At 37.4% G+C, this 23,512-nt stretch carries 17 protein-coding genes and 1 pseudogene; 12 read left to right on the top strand and 6 right to left on the bottom strand.

The annotated features are described in order from the left end of the window. Nucleotides 1-331 precede the first annotated feature (331 nt). From hsdR to H7R46_RS13630, 5 genes and pseudogenes are all read left to right on the top strand, one after another. Entirely contained in the window at nt 332-3,847 is a 3,516-nt protein-coding gene (gene hsdR / locus H7R46_RS13650; protein WP_005070821.1) for a type I restriction-modification system endonuclease, read from the top strand. Nucleotides 3,848-3,867: 20 nt separating this feature from the next. Beyond that, nucleotides 3,868-5,430, top strand: a complete 1,563-nt coding sequence (locus H7R46_RS13645) for an N-6 DNA methylase (RefSeq protein WP_005070819.1) — start codon at nt 3,868-3,870, stop codon at nt 5,428-5,430. Continuing rightward, nucleotides 5,430-6,833: a restriction endonuclease subunit S gene (locus H7R46_RS13640; RefSeq protein ID WP_005070817.1), complete on the top strand. Its 1,404-nt coding sequence runs from the start codon at nt 5,430-5,432 to the stop codon at nt 6,831-6,833. Before H7R46_RS13645 ends, H7R46_RS13640 begins: the two co-directional genes overlap by 1 nt. Before the next feature lie 133 nt (nt 6,834-6,966). Continuing rightward, nucleotides 6,967-7,877: pseudogene (locus H7R46_RS13635) on the top strand (GIY-YIG nuclease family protein). A gap of 251 nt (nt 7,878-8,128) precedes the next feature. Further along, entirely contained in the window at nt 8,129-9,079 is a 951-nt protein-coding gene (locus H7R46_RS13630) for a hypothetical protein (RefSeq protein ID WP_005070799.1), read from the top strand. Nucleotides 9,080-9,084: 5 nt separating this feature from the next. Here the strand turns inward: H7R46_RS13630 and H7R46_RS13625 are convergent, their stop codons facing one another. From H7R46_RS13625 to H7R46_RS13605, 5 genes are all read right to left on the bottom strand, one after another. Continuing rightward, complete coding sequence (locus H7R46_RS13625) at nt 9,085-9,387, bottom strand: hypothetical protein (RefSeq protein ID WP_005070790.1); 303 nt, start codon at nt 9,385-9,387, stop codon at nt 9,085-9,087. A gap of 280 nt (nt 9,388-9,667) precedes the next feature. After that, a complete protein-coding gene (locus H7R46_RS13620) occupies nt 9,668-9,952 on the bottom strand; it encodes a hypothetical protein (RefSeq protein ID WP_005070789.1) in 285 nt (94 codons plus the stop codon). Between the two features lie 636 nt (nt 9,953-10,588). Beyond that, complete coding sequence (locus tag H7R46_RS13615; RefSeq protein WP_005070788.1) at nt 10,589-11,935, bottom strand: OprD family outer membrane porin; 1,347 nt, start codon at nt 11,933-11,935, stop codon at nt 10,589-10,591. A 77-nt stretch (nt 11,936-12,012) separates the two neighbouring features. Continuing rightward, nucleotides 12,013-13,398, bottom strand: coding sequence for an MFS transporter (locus tag H7R46_RS13610; protein ID WP_005070787.1), 1,386 nt, complete (start codon nt 13,396-13,398; stop codon nt 12,013-12,015). Nucleotides 13,399-13,570: 172 nt separating this feature from the next. Continuing rightward, nucleotides 13,571-14,515, bottom strand: a complete 945-nt coding sequence (locus H7R46_RS13605) for a dihydrodipicolinate synthase family protein (RefSeq protein WP_000050871.1) — start codon at nt 14,513-14,515, stop codon at nt 13,571-13,573. Nucleotides 14,516-14,700: 185 nt separating this feature from the next. On the opposite strand from H7R46_RS13605, the gene H7R46_RS13600 reads away from it, so the two are divergent. Beyond that, nucleotides 14,701-15,591 (top strand): LysR family transcriptional regulator, encoded by an 891-nt coding sequence (locus H7R46_RS13600; protein WP_005070785.1) that lies wholly within the window; start codon nt 14,701-14,703, stop codon nt 15,589-15,591. Nucleotides 15,592-15,604: 13 nt separating this feature from the next. On the opposite strand, the gene H7R46_RS13595 is transcribed toward H7R46_RS13600, so the two are convergent. Then, entirely contained in the window at nt 15,605-15,880 is a 276-nt protein-coding gene (locus H7R46_RS13595) for a hypothetical protein (protein WP_000061136.1), read from the bottom strand. 412 nt (nt 15,881-16,292) lie between these two features. On the opposite strand from H7R46_RS13595, the gene H7R46_RS13590 reads away from it, so the two are divergent. From H7R46_RS13590 to H7R46_RS13565, 6 genes are all read left to right on the top strand, one after another. Beyond that, on the top strand, nt 16,293-18,920 hold the full coding sequence (locus tag H7R46_RS13590; RefSeq protein ID WP_182924217.1) for a type VI secretion system Vgr family protein: 2,628 nt from the start codon (nt 16,293-16,295) through the stop codon (nt 18,918-18,920). Then, a complete protein-coding gene (locus H7R46_RS13585) occupies nt 18,921-19,826 on the top strand; it encodes a DUF4123 domain-containing protein (protein ID WP_005070783.1) in 906 nt (301 codons plus the stop codon). 8 nt (nt 19,827-19,834) lie between these two features. Beyond that, entirely contained in the window at nt 19,835-20,278 is a 444-nt protein-coding gene (locus H7R46_RS13580) for a hypothetical protein (RefSeq protein ID WP_005070782.1), read from the top strand. A 201-nt stretch (nt 20,279-20,479) separates the two neighbouring features. After that, nucleotides 20,480-20,896 carry a hypothetical protein gene (locus tag H7R46_RS13575; protein WP_002117504.1) on the top strand — a complete coding sequence of 139 codons (417 nt, stop codon included), beginning with the start codon at nt 20,480-20,482 and terminating at the stop codon, nt 20,894-20,896. A gap of 13 nt (nt 20,897-20,909) precedes the next feature. Then, nucleotides 20,910-22,598 (top strand): T6SS phospholipase effector Tle1-like catalytic domain-containing protein, encoded by a 1,689-nt coding sequence (locus H7R46_RS13570; protein ID WP_005070781.1) that lies wholly within the window; start codon nt 20,910-20,912, stop codon nt 22,596-22,598. 191 nt (nt 22,599-22,789) lie between these two features. Then, nucleotides 22,790-23,497, top strand: a complete 708-nt coding sequence (locus H7R46_RS13565) for a YoaK family protein (RefSeq protein WP_005070779.1) — start codon at nt 22,790-22,792, stop codon at nt 23,495-23,497. Nucleotides 23,498-23,512: the final 15 nt, after the last annotated feature.

Below are 23,512 nucleotides of genomic sequence, written 5' to 3'. Positions count from 1 at the left end.
CTAAAATTACAAAATAGACGAAACTTTTGAAGTGATTAATATATTTTAATTGCATAATAATCAACTTATAGAAATGAAAAAATAGTTGAGTATTTATAGGAGTTTTTTTAACTAGCTCAATGTTCATAAAAGTTGATCAAAGCTCTAGTGCGACATTTAATGTCGTAGAGATACTTGTTGATTGTTTAGAATTATTTATAATTTGTAGAGATATATAAGTAATTGTTAGGTTATCATAGATAACAATTACTTAGTTCCATTCCTGAATATACGTAATTGAATTTTCATCTGGTTATTACTTTTAATAAAAAATAAGACTGAGAGACTTAGCGTGGCACTTGAATCGACAAATTTTAGTTTTTTAGCTGAATATGACCCATTATTCGTAGAATTGGGTGAGGCTGCTGAAAGAGTTTTTTATAGTGATCCTAATACCACTTTAATTAAGCTGCGCCAATTAGGTGAAGCTATCGCTCAACATATGGCGGTAACACTTGGTATTGAGTTTAATGAGCAAACCACACAAGCTGATTTAATATATAAATTAAGTAATGAATTAAAACTAGATAAAGTTGTACGTGATTTATTTCATACTTTAAGAATTGAAGGAAATAAGGCTACTCATCAGTTTAAAACCAAACATAAAGAAGCTATTAGCGGCTTAATTGTAGCCCGTAATTTAGCAATTTGGTTCCATCGTTCTTTTGGCAAAGCTGGGCCAGACTTTAAGCCTGAGCCTTTTGTGCCTCCTGTTGACCCTAGTCAACAATTGCGAGATTTACAGGCTGAAATATCGGAATTACGAAATGATCTGCAAAAAGCCAATGTTCAGCTAGATTCTAGCCAGCAGTTAAATGATTTAATTGCTAAGGAAAAATCAGAGTATGAAGCATTAGCTTTAGCAATGGATGAAGCTGCTCAAAAATTTGCCGCTCAAGCTAAAGCACATGAAGATGCGCTTGCAAAGCAACAACGAGAATATGAAGAGAAAGTTAAGGAGTTACAGCAACAACTTTCAAATCAAAATGAAAAAGAAGTTTCTGTTAAACGTCAACAAATTGGTCGTAATGCACGCGCTGCGAGTCAATCTATTGTATTAGACGAAAAGCTAACTCGTATTTTAATTGATCAGCAATTACAAGAGGCGGGTTGGGAAGCAGATACACAAGAACTGGATTATCGTAAAGGTGCTCGTCCTGAAAAAGGGCGGAATATGGCAATTGCTGAATGGCCGATGAAAGGAAATTTTAAAGGTCAACGTGCTGATTATGTGCTCTTTGTAGGATTAACACCAATTGCTGTAGTTGAGGCAAAAAAAGAAAATCTGAATGTGGCTGGCGCTATTACTCAAGCGGAACGGTACAGTCGTGGAATAACCATAGAAGCTCCATTACAAGGTGCGTGGCTGCTTGAGGGACTATCACAACCTTGGTCTGATGGTGTTGATAGTTTCTATCGTATTCCATTTGCATATTCTTGTAATGGTCGCGAGTATTTCAAACAATCGGCAGAACAGTCTGGAACTTGGTTTAGAGATGTACGCAGTGTGAGTAACACTAGTCGTCCATTACAATCCTTCCATAGTCCAGAAGGTTTATTAGATATCCTTAAACGAAGTAAAGAAGAGGCGCAGCAAAAATTAAAAGATGAACCATTTGGATATCTAAAAGTTCGTGATTATCAACAAAAAGCAATTATTGCAGTTGAAAATGCTTTATCTCAAGGTGTTCGTTCAGCGCTGTTAGCAATGGCAACAGGGACTGGTAAAACAAGAACAATTATTGGTTTAATGTACCGCTTTTTAAAAACAGAAAGATTTAAACGTATCTTATTTTTAGTAGATCGTACTGCTTTAGGTCAACAAGCTCTTGATGCGTTCAACGAAGCTCCATTAGAGCAAAACTATACATTATCCAAAATTTATAATGTAGCTGAGCTTGGAGATATGACTGCTGAAGCAGAGACACGTGTGCAAGTGGCAACTGTACAGGCAATGGTCAATCGCATATTTAAGAGTGATAACCCACCTCCAGTTGACCAATTCGATTGTATTATTGTGGATGAAGCCCATCGAGGGTATGCCCTAGATCAGGAAATGACTGAAGGCGAAATAGCAACTCGTGATGTGCGGCAGTATCTATCTAGTTACCGAAGAGTATTGGACTATTTTGACGCAGTCAAAGTGGGTTTAACAGCAACTCCTGCAAAGCATACGAGTGACATATTTGGTAAACCCGTCTATACCTATTCTTACCGAGAAGCAGTCGCAGATGATTGGCTTATAGATCATGAGCCACCGATTCGCTATGAAACTTTACTTTCTCAAAATGGGATTAAATTTTCCAAAGGAGAAAAGGTTAATGCGATCAATACGCAGACAGGGTCAATCGAAAGTGCTGAACTAGATGATGAGCTTAATTTCGAAGTTGATGCTTTTAACCGTCAAGTAATTACTAAAGACTTTAATAGAGTGATCTGTGAACAATTAGCTCAAGAAATTGATCCATTTGGTGATGAGAAGACTATGATCTTCTGTGCGACCGATGCTCATGCTGATATGGTAGTGCGTCTGTTGGGAGATGCTTTTAAAGAGATTTACAATGGTGGATATAATCAAGCCGCGGTCGCCAAGATTACAGGTAAAAGTGACAAGGTTGATCAACTAATTCGTCAATACAAAAATGAGAGATACCCGAGTATTGCGGTTACTGTTGACTTACTTACTACAGGGATTGATGTTCCTAAGATTTGTAATCTTGTATTCATGCGCCGAGTGAAGTCTCGTATTTTATATGAACAAATGATTGGCCGTGCGACCCGTCGTTGTGATGAGATTGGCAAAACTGTTTTTCGTATCTATGACCCTGTGGATATTTATGCTGCTTTGCAAGATGTAAATACCATGAAGCCGTTAGTAAAAGACCCAAATGTAACTCTAGAACAACTCGTTGAAGAGTTAACAGATCCTGAAATGTTAGACAGAGCCTTAAACTGCCCAGGTGAGCAATTAGGGGAAACACATGCGCATGTTGTCCTTAGTCAGCTAAGCCAAAAACTAATGAGAGTTTTGCGTAAAGCTGAGAAAAAAGCAGAAAATAAGCCGTTATTAAAACAAAAGTTAAATGAATTGCAGGAACAGTGGGGTGTTGAGCCTAAGACACTTCATAAGCATTTACATGATCTAGGCCCTAAAAAGGCTGCTGAATTTATGATACAGCATTCAGGCTTAGTCAATCAGTTAGCTAAAGTTGATGAACTTCTTGGTTCTGACAGAAAGCCTATTATTTCAGAGCATCAGGATGAGTTGGTCAATCGAGAACAGACTTATGGTGCAAATCAAAAACCTGAAGATTATCTAGATCAATTTAATCATTTTATTAAAGAACAGTTGAACCAGTCTGTTGCTTTAGGGGTAGTAGTAAATAGACCTAAAGATTTAACTCGAGAACAGTTGAAAGAAGTTAAGTTGTTGTTGGACGGCAATGGATATAATGAGGCCAATTTGCGGAGCGCAGTTCTCCAGCAAACCAATCAAGATATTGCTGCGAGTATTGTTGGCCACATACGCCGTGCGGCTTTAGGCGAGGCATTAATTCCATTTGAACAACGTGTGATGCAAGGTATGCAGCGAATCTATAGTATGCATTCTTGGACATTAGCCCAACGTAAATGGCTAGAGCGTTTAGCAAAACAACTTGTACATGAAGTCATTATTGACCGCGAGTTTGTTAATAATCGCTTTAGTGATGAGGGCGGGGCTAAGCAGATGGATAAAGTGTTAGGCAATCAGCTCGATACTGTTTTAGACCAATTGAGCGAAGCCATATGGCTTTCGCAAAGTGCGTAATTTTTTAATTTGGATTGACCATGACAAATAATGATATTGTTCAAAAACTTTGGAATCTGTGTGATGTATTGCGCGATGACGGCATTAATTACTCAGATTATGTGACTGAACTGGTTTTATTATTATTTATTAAAATGGTTCATGAGAATACTGAAGCTGGCACTTTAAAGAGTCATCCTTTACCTGAAGGATGCCGTTGGGAAGATTTAAAAGGTAAATCTGGACTAAATCTACTTAATGATTACAAGCGCATTTTATTGAGCCTATCAACTGGTAAAGACCATGATGGAAAGCAGATTCATGAAGACCCTCTAATTTCTGCTATCTATGCAGATGCGCAGACACGTTTGCGAGAGCCACGCCATTTAGAACAAATGATTAAGACACTAGATCAGATTGATTGGTTTAGTGCCACGAAAGATGGTCTAGGTGATTTATACGAAGGTTTATTAGAAAAGAATGCGTCTGAAACAAAATCTGGTGCAGGCCAATACTTTACACCACGTCCCTTAATTAACAGCATGGTACGTTGTTTAAAGCCACAAGCTGGAGAAACAATTCAAGACCCTGCTGCGGGTACTGCTGGATTTTTAATTGCCGCTGATCAATATATTAAAGAACAAACTGATGATCTTTATGATTTAACGAGTGATCAACAAAAATTTCAAAAGAATAAGGCTTTCGTTGGTGTTGAGCTTGTTCCTAGTACACGTCGCTTAGCACTCATGAACTGTTTATTGCATGGTATGGAAGGCGATGATGAAGGTGTGATTCACCTAGGGAACTCTTTAGGACAAATCGGGGCAAATTTGCCGAAAGTCGATGTTATTTTAGCAAACCCTCCATTCGGTACATCAAAAGGTGGTGAGGCAAGTATTACTCGTGATGATTTAACTTATCCAACGAGTAATAAACAATTAGCATTCTTACAACATATTTATCGTGGTTTGAAACCAGGTGGACGTGCAGCAGTTGTATTGCCTGATAATGTTTTATTTGAGTCTGGTGCTGGTACAGAAATTCGCCGTGATTTAATGAACAAGTGCAATCTGCATACGATTTTGCGTTTACCAACAGGGATTTTTTATGCACAAGGTGTGAAAACGAATGTCTTGTTTTTTACGAAAGGTAGTGTTGAAGACAAATACCAAGAAGAAAATTGTACTAAACAAGTCTGGGTCTATGATTTACGTACAAACATGCCAAGTTTTGGTAAACGTACACCATTTACAGAGCAACATTTAAAGCCATTTGAAGTGGTATATGGTGATGATCCTAAAGGTACTAGCCCACGACAAGAAGGTGAATACAGTTTTGATGCTTTATCAGTAGAGTTAGCAAATGACGATGCAAATCAAAATGTAGATAAAGAGTTGGCCCATAGCCGTTGGCGTTGCTTTAGCCGCAAGTGGATTGCTGAGAACAAGGGTGATTCATTAGATATTAGCTGGCTGAAAGATAAAGACAGCATTGATGCTGCGAATTTGCCGGAGCCTAAAGTTTTGGCGAGTGAAGCAAAAGAGGAGCTTGTGGCTGCATTGGTTGAGTTGGATTCGTTGTTAGCTGCTTTAGGAGCTAATTGATGAGTCAGTTTGAGCTTCCAGAGGGATGGTTTAACGCTACTATTCAAGATGTAGCCGAAGTTAAAGGTGGTAAAAGACTTCCAAAAGGGAAAGCTCTTACAGATCAAAAGACTGCTCACGCTTATATACGTGTGACTGATATGAACAATGGAAGTATTGATCAGAGCGATATACGTTATATTGATGAAGAAACATATAAAGAAATCAGTAACTATTTCATTTCTAAGGATGACTTGTATATCAGTATTGCAGGCACAATCGGCTTGGTTGGTGATATTCCAAATGAGTTGGATGGTGCCAACTTAACTGAAAATGCAGCAAAAATATGTAGTTTAATGGGAGTGGAAAAGCATTATCTAAAGTATGTCTTGAATAGCTTAATTGCTAAAGAGCAATTTGAGGATAAGGTTACTTCAAGTGGTCAGCCTAAATTGGCACTATTTAGGATTAGAGATTGTAAATTTCCACTCCCACCATTAGCTGAACAACAAGTCATTGCAGATAAGCTTGATACCTTACTGGCTCAAGTAGAAAGTATTAAAGCTCGTTTAGAGCGTATTCCTGAGATTCTTAAACAATTCCGTCAGTCTGTACTTGCCGCTGCGGTGAGTGGGAAGTTGACGGAGGAGTGGCGTGTTGCTAAAGGCATTACAATTGAAACTTGGAAATATGAAGCTGCAAAAAATGTATGTGAAAAGGTTCAAAGTGGATCAACGCCTAGAGAAAACCCCTTTGATCAAAATGGAACAGTTCCTTTCTTAAAGGTGTATAACATCGTAGATCAAAAGATTGATTTCGATTATAAACCTCAATTTATAACATCTGAAACGCATAGTAAGGGATCATCTGCTAGATCTGTAGCATTTCCGAATGATGTCCTGATGAATATTGTAGGACCACCTCTTGGGAAGGTTGCTATTCTGACAAATCAATTTCCTGAATGGAATTTGAATCAAGCTATTACCTTATTTCGTGTAAAAAAAGAGCTATTAGACCATAAATATTTGTATTATGTATTATGCGAAGGTGCTCTTGTACGCGAAGTTATGCCAGAAACTAAAGGTAGTGTTGGGCAGGTAAATATTTCTTTGTCCCAATGTAGAGAAGCTATTTTACCGGTACCTTCAATTGAAGAGCAGAGAGAAGTGGTACTGTGTATTGATAAACTATTTAATAATGCTGATGTGATTGATACATATGTTCATTCAGCCTTAAACAGAGTAAATAATCTTACTCAATCTATCCTGGCTAAAGCATTTCGTGGTGAGCTTACTGCTGGGTGGCGTGAGGCTAATACCGATTTAATCAGTGGTGAAAATAGTGCTGAAGCATTATTAAAGCGAATCAAAGCAGAACGTGAATCAGCTAAACCGACTACAAAGCGTGGTAGAGCTGAAACATAATATATTTATCTTCTTTAGAGCTTATTGAGCAAAATGAAGGTATGAAAAAACAGTATTTTGTTTATTGAAATACTAAGAAGAATATCTTTGTTTTAGTCAGTTTTAGCTCTGGAAATTTATAGGGGTGAAAGCAGTGGGACAAGGTAAAAGTGTTAAGTTATTCTTGGTGGATGGAACACCTAATGGGATTTTAACAGCCGAAATTATTAACTGGACTGGACATGTGCTTTCTGCCCCTCGTAGTAAATTGGCCGAGTTGATTCAGCGTGATGAATGTACAAAAACAGGTGTATATTTCCTCATTAGCCATGATCCGGAAAATCCATTATATCCAAGAGTGTATATTGGAGAGTCAGATGATGTTGCTAATCGTTTAAAACAACATAACCGAACAGAAGAGAGTGGAGGAAAAGATTTCTGGGAAAAGGTTTGTCTAATTACAAGTAAAGACCAGAATTTAACTAAATCTCACATCAAATATCTTGAAAGTCGTCTGATGGATATTGCTAAGCAAAATGGACAATGTCAGCTCGAAAATGGTACAGCACATAATTATAGTCGCTTACCTGAATCAGATATTGCTGATATGGAGTTTTTTTAGAGCAAATACAAATTGTTTTGCCTGTATTAGGCTACGATTTCCTAAAAGATTTAAAAAGACCTAGCTATCAACAATACTTATCAAAAACGCATAGTTTTGTAGAACCTGAGATTGATAAAACAGCAAACTTTTATTTATCTAGCCGTGAAGTAGAAGCTAAAGCACAAGAAATAGATGGAGAGTTTTTTGTTCTAAAAGGTTCCCAAGTAAAAAGAGTATCCTCTTCTACATTTAATTATACAAAATTGCGTAACTATTTAATTGAAAATGAAATTATTGACTCTAAAGATTTTACTTTTAACCAAGATTATTTGTTTAGTAGCCCGTCTGCAGCATCAGGTGTAATACAAGGTCGTTCATCAAATGGGAGAAAAGAGTGGAAAGAAATAAATACCCATTTAACTTATGCAGAGTGGCAGCAAAAGCAAGTAGATAGTGCATAAGTTTAGATAGTAGAAAAGAAAAATTTAATTGATTTTTTTTAATCATGAGTCCTTTTTAACAAACAGAACTTTACTTTTGTATTGATCTGAAGGGATACAGGTATTCAAAAGGAGACAATTAGCTATACAGTATGCCGAGACATACTTTGAAATTTGGGGAAATTTCAAAAGATGATTACTCCGCTGGGGAGCGGTTTATGAAAAAGGTAATTATCTCTTTCTAAATAATTTATAAAATTTGGTTAGATCAAATGAACGACTTGATAACGAGATATTTAAATAATCTGGGGCAGTGGTATGAAGTTGCGCTGACAGTGACTAAAGCGATAGTTGCAATAGGGGTGTTGTGCTTAGTTGCTTATCTTTTAACAATTAGCTATATCCCTTCGGAAATTAGCTTTGGTGATACACTTATTTTTTTACTAATTTTTGCCGCGTTCTCCATTGCTTACACTGTATTAGGATTTATGCTTTTTTTCTTTGGCACATCCTTAGCTCCAGTGACATATCTTGTCTTAAGTTGGGTTGATAAGTATTTACCACCACATATTAGAATTGGGAAAAAACTTCCTTTTCCAAAAATTAATATTATTACGTTAATTGGCTCTCTTTATCTTTTATACGTTATTCACGGCATATTTTTATTACATTGGAAAATTAATCTGTACATAGGTATTACCGTGTTTTTTATTGCCTTTGCATATTATCCTTTTTATATGAATAGGCAGAAGATTAAAGAATTTAATATAAAATTTGAAAATCTAGCAGATATTGTTGATGATCCTGATGCAAGTGACCATCTTAAAACATTCGCAAGAAAAAAATTAAAGAGATTAGAAAAGCATATTAGAGATAGCTTAGAAATAGCTTTTTTTATTAGCCTGACTCCACTTGTTCCCCTTATCCTTATTGGTGATGTTGGTAAAGCATTCCTAAATTACACTATGCAAAATACTGGGGTACGAATAGAAAAGGCAACCCTGTATATTAAAGAACCTTATGCAAATTTAATTGAATTGCCAAAAACGACTACTAAAGAACTGAGTCAGTATAAAACCTTTATTTTTAAAGATGTTAAAGTGTTATTTCAAGGTATTGGTAAAAGTACTTTAGTTTCTTATAAGGTAAAGGATATGGAAAAGCAGTTAGTGATTCCTAATGAATATATTACTGTAGAGCGAAGCAAGAAAATTGAAGAGTAATTAAATTATAAAAAATAAGAAATAGTTAGAATTATGAAAGCAAGGATGTAAACAATTGCAATTGTTGTTCTAGCCATAGCGTTTGCATCACTACTTTTTTCCGTAAGTGGGGGAAAAAGTGGGAATGCTGCATTTTTTAAAATAAAAAATATTAAGGCGTACCCTACAGTAAGGGAAAATATATATTCAAATCCCAACTTTCCCTTAAAGTAAGCAATTAAAGCCATTATTGACATGAATAGGGCTAAGCTAATTAAAAGATATCTCTTAGAGGGAGAATCTTTTATAAAGAAATCTTCAATTGACATAGGAATGGCTCGCTTAGAAATACTAAATTTTAGATGAACAATTTTTTTTAAATCAACTGATTAATTTTTTTGAGCATTCTTTCTATGTAAAAAGAATAGACTAAATTTTTTGATTAACATAGATACTTCAAGACAAATGGTAGGAACTAATCTTTAGAAAAGGAAGTAATGAAATCATTTCCCCCCAAGGCCCCCATGCCACAACAGAACTTTAATTTTTTGCGCTGATTTAAAGTCATCCACCATTGCGACACAGAGATAAGGGAGCTAAGCCAAATGCTTAGCCCATGTCTTCTTTATCGCACCGCCGCATCACACTAAAAAAAGTAGGGGCAAAGTCCTGTGGGAGAGCAGGACTTTGCAAACTGACATGTTCTAGACGTTGCATGAGCTTAGGCGAATACACTTGTTCAAGCCGTTGGTAAATACAGTCGCAACTGGCTTGGGTATGCCCACCCGACAGGCAAATTTTTTCAAAATCCTGCTGAGTGTGGAGGTCACAACCCGAAACGCTGTAATCACCGATCACAAGGCCTAAAACCAAAATAGTTTTATAAAATTTCATATTATTCTCGTAATGATTGGGGATATATCAATGAGAAAAAATAAACCGCTATATTTTAAGTTTTAAAATCATTTTTAAAGGCAATAGTTAACCCGCATATAAAAGCAATAAAATAAAATGACTTAAATTTTAAAATAAAAATAATTTATAAATTTGAAAATTTAGATAACAGAAAACCCAAATTTTAAACAAATAAAAAGTTTATAAGGGAGAGGGGATTAATCTAAAAAAGGTCATGGTCAACTCCTGAAAATTTATGGAGCCCTACCACCAAAAATCACCGTCAATTGATTATGGTGGTAGAACGAAAGGGGGTTAGCAGACTGGGATCCAAGGAACCAGCACGCGCGAGCGCGTCCCCCTCCCGTCCTACCGCAAAGAAAAGGGACGCAAGGGTCTAACGACTTATAGTGGAACTATAACCCGCCATGGATCTACGGTCTGCTAAAACCGACTGGCAATGTAGGCCAGCGGGACCATAATAATCATAAGTTTTTAACAGGTCAATTCAATTTAAATAAAATATTATAAAAATTTTAAATATAAATTTATATTTTAATTAGACTCAAAAGTTAATATCTCTAAAGCTATAAATTAATAAAAATAATAAAGCTAAACTAAACGTTTAGCCTGTGCTTAAAATGTGTAACGGTAATTAATAAATACTCGGTGCTGGTCCCAATCTTTACGGGTCATACCATTTATTTTCTCACCTAGGTTTGCATTTTCAAACTTTGACTCATAATGCAAAAATGAATAACGCACATCTAAGTTTTTAACCCACGGCAAGACATAACTTACCGTAAAGTCAAAGTAACGCTCTTTACCCTCAATATCACTGCTGATGTTACTTTGGTGCGCGCCAAAGCCATAAATATACTTCGCTTCGGTTTTTAAACCTTTCACATAGTCTTTCCAGTTATATTTCAGGCGAAGGGCAACGGCGGTTTCATCGTTGTTGGTAAAGTCTGGGCCAATGGTCGCAGAGGTCGGAAACGGATTGGTGCCGTGATCTTGCGTTAAAACCGAGTTGCGGGCGGAGTGCACGGCAAAGTTATCTTCAATCCAAAAACCATCAAACTTTGAAACGGCAATGCCACCTTCGAGATTATTCTTGGCTACATTCACATCTATAAAATAACCATTACCACGGTTATTAATGTCTTGACCTTTGACACAGTCCAGCTCGGTTTCGGCACCGCATTTAAACAGCTTGCCATCATCACGCGAGAAAAAAGCACCTGTGTTAAATGTCCACACCAAGCCATGTAAGGGCAATTTATATTGAGCAATCGCCCCATACTTTTTTAAATAATCTTTGCTATTTAAATATTCGGCATTTACGCTCCAGTTTTTGTATTGATACTTGGCACCAAGTAAACCGACATAATCAATGCGCTCGTCATTTTCAGTCACCAGTTTTTCAAATGAGTCCATGCTGCGCGGTTTCCAGCGGTCATAGTAAGCGATGTAAGTCTGTAGCTGATCATTCAATTGAAACTGACCACTTGCCCCTGAAAAAGTATCGGGCACTGCGCGGTTATTGGTGCTTTTAAGTAATAGCGAGTCTTGCAACTGACGGCCTAATTTAATTTCGCCTTTGTCGCCCAGTTTTGCTTTGAGGTAGAGCTGTCCTAAAGTTGCAAAATTTTGATCGAGCTTGCCGTTATTTTCAACCTCTAAAAGCTGAGCGCTCGGCTTGCCAGAGTCAAATAACTTGGTGACAGCATAGAGTGAACCATCTACTCCAAGCCAGTCCCACATGTAAGGTGACTGATAATTTAACTCAAGTCCTAACGCACTTTGTTCATATTCACTTGACGAAGGCGAAGGGTTGGCAAGCGTAGGGTGGGCAGTGCCTTCATCGTTCCAGTAACGGGTGTTGAGTTTTAATTCTAACTTGCCAAATTCTTGAGGAAGCTCTGCACAAGCATTGCTCACACTGCTTAAACCAATACAGCCCCATAGTAAATATTTATTCATTTTAAATTCCTTTTTTAAGCATGAATAAGCCCTTTGCCTAACGCTGGGTTAGGCAAGCTTTTTATGAAATGGATGAATTAAGGAGAGAGTTTTTCGAGCACTTGGCCTTTGGTTTCAATGGCAAACAAGAAGGTCACAAGGCCACCAATGAGCGCCACAACAGCAAGCACACTAAACACATATTGAATGCCATAACCACCAACCACGAGGCCGACTATAACTGGCCCAATTGCAGAGCCGGCACGTAACCAAGCGGTACTAAAACCAATGCCCATCGCACGTAGGCGAGTTGGGTAAAGTTCGGCAGCGTAAAGGTATAAAGAGAATGAAATAGTTTGCAAAATGGCATAGCTCAGCGTTGCTAAAATCACAACTTCCATCGCCGATTTTGCACCTAAAACCGAGAGGCTCATGAGTGGAATAATTGCCAAGAAAAACGCTGCACTGTACCAAGGGCGGCGGCCGACTTTATCAATCATTAACGCACAGATAATAGAGGCAATGACACCCACACCCGAAGTAATCCAGCCATAACCTAAACTGGTTTGCAGCGACAGACCAAAGTGTTGTTTGTAGAGAGATGGCAGCCAAGTCACCATGGCATTGTTCACCATATACACGCAAAACCACATGCCCCACAGAGTAAAAGTACGTTTACGGTAAATGCCACGGAACAGTTCGCGCCAGTCGGTTTTTGCCATGCCTTGCGGGTTAATTTCTTTAACCACTGGTTCAGACAAAGTTTTACCGCTTTTAATAGCACCGTCTTCAAAGCTTTTGACGACTTGATCTGCTTCTTTAAAACGGCCTTTTGAAGCAAGCCAGCGTGGTGACTCAGGCAAGAAAAACCGTAAAGGAATGACCAGTAATGATGGAACGAGCCCCACAATAAACATGACTTTCCAGCCGTAAATTGGCATCAGGAAAAATGCTGCCATGCCTGCAAACATAAGACCAAGTGGGAATAAAACTTCATAGAGCAAGAAAAACTTACCGCGCTTTTCTGCACCAATAAACTCGTTAATGTAGGCACTCGCAACAGGCACTTCGCCACCTGTGCCAACACCTTGTAAGAAACGGAAAATTAACAGCGACATTCCGCTCCACGCAAACAGACAGGAAATGTCCATTGCCACAAACAGTAAAATGGTAAAAGACAGCACTTTTAAACGACCGACTTTTTCGGCAAGTGAACCAAAAAAAATCGCACCGACTAGTTGCCCGACATAGCCCGCGGCAATGATCGCACCGACGTAGGCGGGCGTCAGGTGCCATTCGGTAATCAGTTGGGGTAAAGCAAAGGCAATTGCAAGAACAGTATAAGCGTCAAAAAAGGTCGCTATACCAATGGTTATACGCATAAATTGCAATCGACCGGTGACGGGTAGTCGTTCAAGTCTTGCAATAATTTCCGCATTTTTTTGATGATGACTAATTTGTTCTACATCCGCTAGATTTGTCATCTTCTATCTCCTTATTACTACATTCCTCGTAGTTTTTTTGTTCTATTTCGCACTGCCTGTTCACCACAGTTTGCATGCTTTTTATTATTGTTTTTAAGAGACATGCCCGATGTTTGGCCTCAGGCAGCGTACAGGAAAAAAAGGCTAGCGTACATGCTAGCCCGAATAGAATTTAAGCAACGGCTTGGGTTAAATCGACCTTGCCAATTCCGGCTTGACGCATCGCATCATGAATTTCTTGCTCAGCACCATCTGCCAGTGGAAGCAGAGGCGAACGTACAGTGGCATGGTCCAAAATTCCGCGAGCAACTAATGCATGTTTAAGCGCGACGGTGCCTTCCATGTGTGAACCGCGGTGATAAACATTGCGAGTCACTGGTAATAATTGGTCGTGAATCGCACGAGCTTTAGCGTAATCTTTAGCTTTACCTGCTTTAATCATTTCAATTAAAAGTTCAGGAGCAATATTGCCGTAGCCAACCAAAGCGCCGTCTACATCAAACATGGTGTGAAGCAAATATTCATCGTGGCATGTCAACACCTGTAAGTCTGGACGTTCACGGCGAATAATCGGGATTTCGACATCCCAGCGACGCATATTACGCACACCATTTTTCATGGCAAATACACCTGGCTGTGCAGAAATATCAAGTAGAGTGTCTAGGTCGTAAGTGGCCTTCGTTGCATCTGGATATTGGAATAAAATAGATGGCAAACCACTTTCTTCATAAATCGCTTTATAGCGGTCTTGCGGTGCGCCTTTTTGATAGCCAAAACGCAACCAACCATGTGAAGGGTAAATTAAACCTGCCGAAGCACCCGCGCTGACTGCACGTTTTGCTTCTTCTGCTGCAACCGAAGTACCTTCGAGTGTAATCCCTGCGATTACCGGAATTTTGTCATCTACCGATTTAACAAAGCTTTCGATGACCTGCATTTGTTCTTTTTGCGACAAGAATGTTCCTTCACCTGCATGCCCAAGAACAACCAAGCCTTTCACACCATCAATACTGCCTAACCATGAACCTAAACGTTGAATTGCATCATGGTCTACTTGTCCGTCACGGGTAAAAGGAGTCACAGGTGCTGGGGTTAATCCACGTAAATCTAAACTCATAATCGTACTTCCTATACAGTGTAATTAAATATTCTCTGGTTCTTAATCTGACTTAAATCGTGTTGTAGAGAACATGATTGGAGTATAGAAATAGGTGAGCTATGTAGGAATTACCAATTCTTGAATTTCAGTTATACTGAAAATGTATGGCTCAAAAATGCCAATTTACGATTTAGGAAGAATCGATGAATTATGAATTATGGAAAATATTTTTAGACGCAGTAGAACTCGGCAGCTTAAGCAAAGTCGCGATGCTGCATAACACCAACCAACCGCAAATCAGTCGGCAAATGAACGAACTTGAGGCGCAATGTGGCGGTCGTTTGTTTAACCGAACTGGACGCGGCGTTGAGTTGACCGATTTTGGCCAGCATTTACTTCCTAAAATTCGTTCATGGCTAAACGTGACCGATCAACTGAATAATGAAATTTTGCACTCGACCGATACTCCGATTGGTACGGTTCGTATTGCCAGTTTGCCGTCTACAGCACATCCATTGTTATCGACTCTGTATAAAGTGCTTCAAGAGAAATATCCCTTAATTAAACTGTCGGTGCGTGAAGGGCAAGGGGTACATTTAGAAAAATGGCTCGAAGATGGCAGCGTCGATTTAGCCATACTCTATCGGTTTAACCCAACGCCTAAACAGGGTGATGTTTACCTTACCCAAGCCGATACCTATTTGGTCGGCTGTGAAGGAGATGTGCTCACTCAGGCCAATGAAGTCGACTTTAAAGAAGTAAGTGAGTTACCACTGGTCACGTTTTGCAGGCCAAGTAACTGGCGCAATTTTTTAGACCACATGGCTTATGAAAATGGGGTAGACCTGAATATTGTGTTTGAAGCTGACTCGATTAGTTTACAAACGCATTTGGTTTCCGAATCTCGCATGTATACCATGCTGGGGCCGCAAGCGTTAAAGAAGGCCAGCCAATACACCTCAATTCAAGCCGCAAAAATTATTAACCCTGCGCTCAAGCGCTATATTTCTTTGTCTATTTCTAAGCACGGCTATTTAACGCCTGCGTGTAAGGCAGTGATGGAAGAAATTAGGAATTTGGCTGATTTGCTTTAAAAAACTTGTAACTTTATGACTGGCACTGTTGCATCGTTCGAAGCATGGTTTTTACAAAATCACGCGGCACTTCTGGGCTTTGTAGACTTAACTTTCCAAGCTTATGCATGAGTTTTGGGGAATATTGGCGCTCTAAACGGTGATAAATACACAGACAGGTCGCGCGGCTATGTCCAGCGGCTACGCATTTTAAGTAAAAGTCACGGTGTGCATTACTTTTATAGCCAGCAGAGGCAATTGATACAAATAATAATCCACCCAAAAAAACTGAAAAATTATAAAGAGACATATTCCTTCTCGTCGTTGTTGTTTTCTTTATCAATCACTCAGCACAACAGCCGTTTGTGCAAAATATTGGCGAAACTTGCGGCTTCATCATAGTTAGAACGGTTTTAGAGGTCAAATTGATTTGGTGATAAAATGACTAACTAATTTTTTGAGATAAGTTTCAGAATTTAATAAATATTTTTAAATAAAAATTTAAGATTATTTTATTTTTAATTAAAATCGATAAATATTATGAAATTACATTTATTCAATTAAGCAAAAGTTTATTTTAAGATAACTTTTTAATACAAAAATATTATTATATTTAATTGTTTGATTTTAATTAAATTTATTGGATTTTAATATGTTTCTTTGTTTGAGCTTATTGTATCTGTTTGTTAATATAATTAAGTCAATTCGTGGTTAAAATAACAATGTTGAATAATATTTTTGATTTCTTAGACAAGATTGGTTTTGCTTCACAAAAACGGGCTCTACATATTTATTTTACTAATCCTGAAATAAATAATCAGGTTTTTTTACAACGTATTGATGGCTTTCATTCTATAAATGAAGGGCTTTCTGCTGAGCTTATTTGCTTATCAATAAACCCTTATATTTCTTTAAAACAATTTATTGGATGCCAAGTTGCCGTAGAACAAGTAACAGATTCAGGTAAATTATTTAGAACGACAGGAATTATCACAGGGGCGAGTCAAGGGCAAAGTGATGGCGCACTTTGTTTATATAAACTGACTATGCAAGATGCGACAAGTTTATGGCACAAACGACGTAATAGTCGGGTGTTTATGAATAAAAGTGCAGTAGAAATTATTGAGATTATTTTTAAAGAATGGCAAAACAAAAGTTCTTTATTTGCCGCAAGTTTACAACTAGATAGCAGTGGCTTAACTAGGAATTATGATATTCGACCTTTTTCTATGCAGTCGAATGAAAGTGATTACGCGTATTTAACCCGTCTCATGCGGGAAGAGGGTATTAACTGGTTAATTGATGAATCAGAGACTATGGTCTTGAGTAATAGCCAGACGATTGAGCCTCAAAAACTACGCCTTATTGATCATAATAATGAATATAAAGTCTTAGAGCGTCGAGCTATTCGCTATCATAGAAGCGATGCAACTGAACAAAATGACAGTATTACCAGTTTTATTGCACAAAGACAGCTGCAGCCCACGGCAATCCATCTTCAACGTTGGCAAGCAGATAACTTAAGTCAAGAAGATGCAAGTGGTAGTGTTTTAAGCGCACATCAGCATAGTTCACAACGTGATAATGAAAGTTTAAGTCTTGAACAGGCATGGACAATTGCACCTGCTTGGATTACGGACTTAAACGGAGAAGATCAGGCAACCACTTCAAGCAATAGTCAGATTGAAAAACTAAATAAACAATTAAATCAATATCAAGCTTTGCAGGCAAAGTATTTTATTGCTCGAAGCAGCGTACGAGATGCTCAAGTTGGCTATTGGTTTCAGTTAAATGAACACCCTGAACTTGAAAGAAATCATGAAAGTTCTGATAAAGAGTTTTTGATTTTAAGTAAGCGGTTTTATAACCAGAACAATTTACCAAAAGATATACGTGATCAAGTTGTACAACTATTAAGTTTGAGCCATTGGCAAGTCAGCCATGATCGAGCGCAAGAACGTCAAGCCAATGAACTCATGGTTGTACGCCGCTATATCGATATTGTTCCAGAGTTTGACCCATTACATCGTCCCTCTGCCCATGTGCAACGGGCCAAAGTAGTGGGTTTAGATGGAGAAGAAATTCATGTAGATGAATGGGGATGTATCAAGGTTCGTTTTTTATTCACCCGTACCGATGACCATCAACATGATGGAGGTGCAGGAAGCAATGACAATGATACTGACTCGGCTTGGGTAGATGTATTAACGCCATGGGCAGGGGAAGGATACGGTGCACGCTTTTTGCCACGAGTGGGTGAAATCGTTGTAATTGACTTTTTTGATGGAAATATTGATCGTCCATTTGTTACAGGGCGAGTCCATGAAGGGCAACGGTCACCTACCAAATTTGATATTAAAGGCCAGCTACCGGATACCAAAAAGTTAAGTGGTATTCGTACTAAAGAAGTAAGTGGGTCTGGTTTTAACCAACTTCGGTTTGATGATACGACTGGGCAAATTAGTACTCAGCTTCATAGTAGTCATGGGGCAAGTCAATTAAATTTAGGTAACTTAAGTCACCCTAAAGAGCAGGCTGAAAGTGATGGAAGAGGTCAGGGATTTGAATTAAGGTCTGATTTATCTGGTGCGATTCGTAGTAAAGGACTATATGTTTCAACTTTCATTCAACCGGGTGCTCAAAAAACACAACTCGAAGCAAAGGAAGCTATTGAAAATCTTTCCGAGGGCTTGGAGCGTATGAAAGCTTTATCTGAATATGCAGGTAAACAGCAAGCAGAGGCAGCAGATATGCTTCAAAATGTTGAGTTCTATATCAAAAAAATAGAATCTCAATGGAAAGATTTAAAAGCCATGAAAGATGCACTCATGCTTTTAGCTGCCCCTGAAAGTATTGGCCTAACTTCAGGCAAAGATATCCATATTCAGGCATCCGAAAGCATTACGCTTGGTAGCGGAAAATCTATTAATACAAGTACAGATGAAAATCTAATTTTAAATGCGAAGAAAAAAGTAAGTTTATTTGCAGGTCAAGAAGACTTAAAAATTTATGCTGCTAAAGGCAAGTTTGATATTCAGGCCCAAGACAATGTACTCGACGCTTCTGCAAGATTAGATGTCAAAATTACTTCATCAGAAGGCAAAGTTGAAATCAATAGTCCTAATGAAATTGTATTAAGGGCTAAAGAGAGTGCATTAAGAATTGATGCATCAGGGGTAACAATAATTACCCCGCAAAAATTTACGGCTAAAGCTGGTCAACATCTCTTTACAACAGGAGCAAGTGAAACCCCAACCTTACCGATTTTTCCAAATAATGTATGCTGGGAATGTTTGGCGAGACGAGCAGCGCAGAGGGGTGCATTTATAAACAAAGGGGATGGTCGATAAATGACTGCTAAACTACCGCTTCAGACATTTTTTAAAACATTTGAGCCACACTCTTTAGCAGAAGTTGGATTAAACGTTTTTGCACTTGCAGATGCTGCACAAGATGATAGTTTCTTGAAGAAATTTGAGCATCTACGTCAAAAATGCCTTTTGTTAGAAGCTAGTGGTGAGGAGGCAAAAGCGGTATCTCCCCATTTACTTCAACTCCCTCAAGATTTTTCATCACAAGAATGGCAATGGATACAACAAAATATTGCAGGCACGGCTCGCATGACAATTATAGTAAGCCCTTTGTCCTTCAATTATTTGTTTGAGCATTTAAGAAAATTTTTAGAAGTGAAATTTGAAGGTGGACTCGAAATGTTTTTGGCATTTTGGGACCCTGTAATCTTAGCTACCTTGGTTGGCCATAAAGAAAATAAAACTTTGTATGTCGATGGGCCTGTATTCAATGCTCAGCAGATTAAAGACTTACTTACTCCTATTCAAAGTTGGTGGTATTGGGATAGGTTAGGAAAACTTCAAGTAATTTGGGGAATAAATGAACGGGTTGAACAATTACCTTATGTGCAAGTTCCTTTAACTTTTACTGTTGAACAAGAAGAAATGATGGTTGAGGCAACTTTTCCTGATAATCTTATTTATTATTTAAAACTCAATAATGAATTCCTTATTAGTCATATGACAGATAATGAATTATATCAATTTGTTATTAAATCCATTCCTGAGGCTAGAGCGTATAACTTATTTGGTACACGAGATATTTTAAATTTTATTTGTTTAAAATTGATTTATAAAGAAAACTTTTTAACAGATAAAGGGTTAAATCAAAAACTAGAACGCTTAAAAGATAAAAAAATATCTATGGATGAAGTGATGGTCCAACTTGTAGCAAATGCGAGTTAATAAATTTTATGATGAATAAAACACAATGGTCGAATAGATTATTACTAATATTTGGTTTGATATTCAGTCTTGTAGGCTGTGTTAGCCTTGGTTCAAATGCGACTTATGATATGGCAACAACATCTTTTAATTATGATCCAAGTTATACAAGTTACATGGTGGAGTTGAATGGTTCTGAAATAGGTGGTGGATTTGGAGGTGGAACAAATACCTCTAGTGTAAAGATAGGGCCACAGATAGTTACATGGGGCGAGACAAATAGTAAAAGAAAACATGTAGCGAAGAATCAAGTTCTTCTTACAAAAGAACAATTGAAAGGGAAAAAATATTTAGCAGTACATATTTATCCTGATGATACGGTTGAAATATCAACTTCAAATGATTGGCCTGAACCTATTCAAAAGGGACTAGATTGGCGAACTGAAATCTGGAAGAAAATTCATAGAAATTAAGAGGCTTATACTATGAATATAAAATTTAAATAGGATAAAAATATTAAATGATGAGGAAATTCATAAATCTTATTTTCGTAAGGTGGTATATATTTCACTTTTTAATTAGTGAGTAAGTAAACTTATTGTAAATTCTTAATTTATAAGAATCCTAAGTTTTTATAAATTTGATAATTGAGTTTTAAAATGAGGTTTAATTAAATGAGTTTAAAGAAAATATTGTTATTACCAATAAGCCTAATGATGAGTGCAGCTGGTTGCGCAGGTATTGGTCCCAATGCGACTTATTATATGGGAACCACATCTTTTCAATATTTTACTTCTTACCATGCTTATATGACTGAGCTAAATGGTGAAGAAATTGGAGGAGGATTTGGTGGAGGCATGAATACTTCTCCAGTTAAGATTGGTTCACAAGTCATTACATGGGGTGAGACAAATAGTAAAAGAAAGCATGTAGCGAAGAATCAAATTGTTCTTACAAAAGAACAATTAAAAGGGAAAAAATATTTAGCTGTACATATATATCCTGATGAAACCGTAGAAATAACGACTTCAAATGATTGGCCTAAACCTACAGAAAAAGGACTCAAACTATTAGATCAATTAAGAAAATAATAGGGAACAATAAATGATTCAAAGTTTATTACAGCGAACAAATTCAATAAATACAGATGTCTCAAATGAAAAACCATCTTGTAAACAAGACTGTAGAGATATCATCAATATATCAGTATTTTTTGATGGTACTGGTAATAATAAAAAAGATGATGAAGATACCAAAAGGTGGTCAAATCCTGCTCGATTGTGGAAAAATGCTAGTGAATATGCATTGAGTGACTTATTGTCTTCTAAAGAGAAAATAACTTCAAATTATGCAATTTATATTTCTGGTGTTGGAACAAAATTTAATGCTGAGCTAAATATCTTTCAAAGAGCTATTTCGTGGGTACAAGATAACCTTGGTCTGGGTGCTGGTGCTGGGTTGGGAGGTTCAAGACGTTTAGATTATGGTGAAGACCAGTTAAATGATGCTTTAAAGCAAATCCTGATTTTTAATGCACAAAAGGTTGAAAAAGACATTAAAAAATATGTAAGTGAAAAAAAGGAGTACAGCTTTGCTGAAGTCGATAAAAGCTTAAAAGAACATCGCTTAATTAAGAAAATTAATATTTCTGTGTTCGGTTTTTCACGTGGCGCTGCACTTGCCCGTGCTTTTACAAATCAGTTTATGTGGCAGTGTCAATCAGACTGTGATGGGCTGACGTATGGTCAAGGTAAGTATCCGATTGAATTTAAGTTTTTAGGAATTTTTGATACGGTTGCTTCATTTGGCTTGCCTGCCACAAATTTAAGTAATAGCTTACCTTTTTTAGAACGTGATTTGGTTGTAGATGAGCGGGTTCAAAACTGTTCACATTATATCGCTGGTAATGAACTGCGCTTTGCTTTCCCTGTTGATGTTATTCATAAAGACAATAAGTTAGCTAACAGTAATTGGAAAGAAGTGGTATATCCCGGAGTACATTCTGACGTTGGTGGTGGTTATGAACCAGGTAGCCAAGGAGTAAATGACAATTTTGCCCGAATTCCGTTAAAACATATGCTAGAGGATGCCTTACAAGCAGGTGTCAAAATGTATAGCTATGATGAGTTGAAATTAAAACATTCCGAAATTTTTGAGCAGTTTGAAATTCAACCAGATTCTCAAAAATATTATGATGCTGTAAAAGCCGCTATACCAAGCCAAGGAAGTATTCAAAATCAGATTAAAGGTTGTATGAAACTTTACTACGGTGCCTACGGTACGATTGCACGTGCTGGAAATGAACTTTCTGTTAGTCAGCGTGTACGTCAGGAAAATAAATATCGTGAACTTATACCAGTTGGCCCATCCGATATGGCAACTGAAATGCAAAGATTGATGAAACTAAAAGAAGCAACCGCTTCGAAAAAAGATGGTTTTAATATTTTTAGAGTTTTTTCACCGGTTTCAACTGCCTATGAATATATGATTGGTGTAGAAGATTGGCAATTTGAGAGTTGGAATACAAATGTCAGTGATGATGTTAAAAAATTCTATTTAAATTATGTTCATGACTCTAAATATGGCTTTTTAAGTAATGTAGAACCATTTAGTTATTTCCGTCAGAGAAAAGTTTATGAGTCACGTCGTAGCGCCAGTGGTGAAGGGTGGGATAAAAAAGCTGCTGAACAGAAAGTAACTTGTAGTTTCCCTAAACAAGAAATACCGCAAAATCAGTTTATTGATGCTTATAAACAAGCTCAACAGACAGATAACTTTTTAAATGCATCTTAGTGATGCATTTAAAATACCTTAGCTTTAAAAATAAAAAGTCCAATTGCATTGTATCTTTTTTAAATACACTCTGACTTAAAATGAACAGCTAGGTTTTTACATAAAGATCTGTTGTTATTAAAGATCGAAATTTATATTAAATTTCTGACAAAAATTTCTAATTAAAAAACCAATATTTGATAGGAAGTGTAATGCCAGAGACTTCAATTCAACAAGAAACACAAAGCACATGGGCCATATGTCGAGATCCTGTTTTACTCACTATGGTGGGTGGGGCAATTGATACTATTGGCTTTATTGCATTGTTTGGCTTTTTCACCGCGCATGTGACGGGAAACTTAGTGTTGGCAGGGGCAGCATGGGTTAAAGGTGGCTCGGGTTTATGGATTAAGCTCGCAGCAATTCCACTATTTATTTTGACTGTTGTCATTACCAAACTGTTGATTGACCGCAGTCAGGTCAAGCACAAAACGCTTTCTTATTTATTTTTATTTGAAGCTATTTTTCTATGTGCCTTTATGGTGGCAGGGCTTTACTTCGAGCCATTTAAAGATCCGGATGTATTAACAGTTGCAGTAACGGGTGGGCTAGGTTTAATTGCTTTGGCTATTCGTAATACTTCAAGCAAAACCCTTATTAAAAATATTAGCCCAAGCACCATGATGACAGGCAACACTACCCAGCTCGGAATTGATATTGCCAACTTACTTAAAAACAATAACGCAGCCAATCGGGCCAGTTTTCTAAAAAGTGCCAGTATTGTAATTGGTTTTGTGATTGGTGCTTTCTTAGGGGCGATACTTTATGTCTATTTTGATTTCTGGAGTGTAGCGCCGTTTATCTTACCAATTTTGTATTTTTCATATTTAGCTTCACAGCAAAAGTTCAATCAAGCTTGATTTGAAAAAATAACA

This window comes from Acinetobacter sp. BEC1-S18-ESBL-01 (assembly GCF_014169935.1).
In the GTDB taxonomy this organism is placed as follows: Bacteria; Pseudomonadota; Gammaproteobacteria; order Pseudomonadales; family Moraxellaceae; genus Acinetobacter; species Acinetobacter pittii.
Note: the sequence above shows the minus strand (reverse complement) of the source record. Positions and strands in the feature narration are given on the sequence as shown.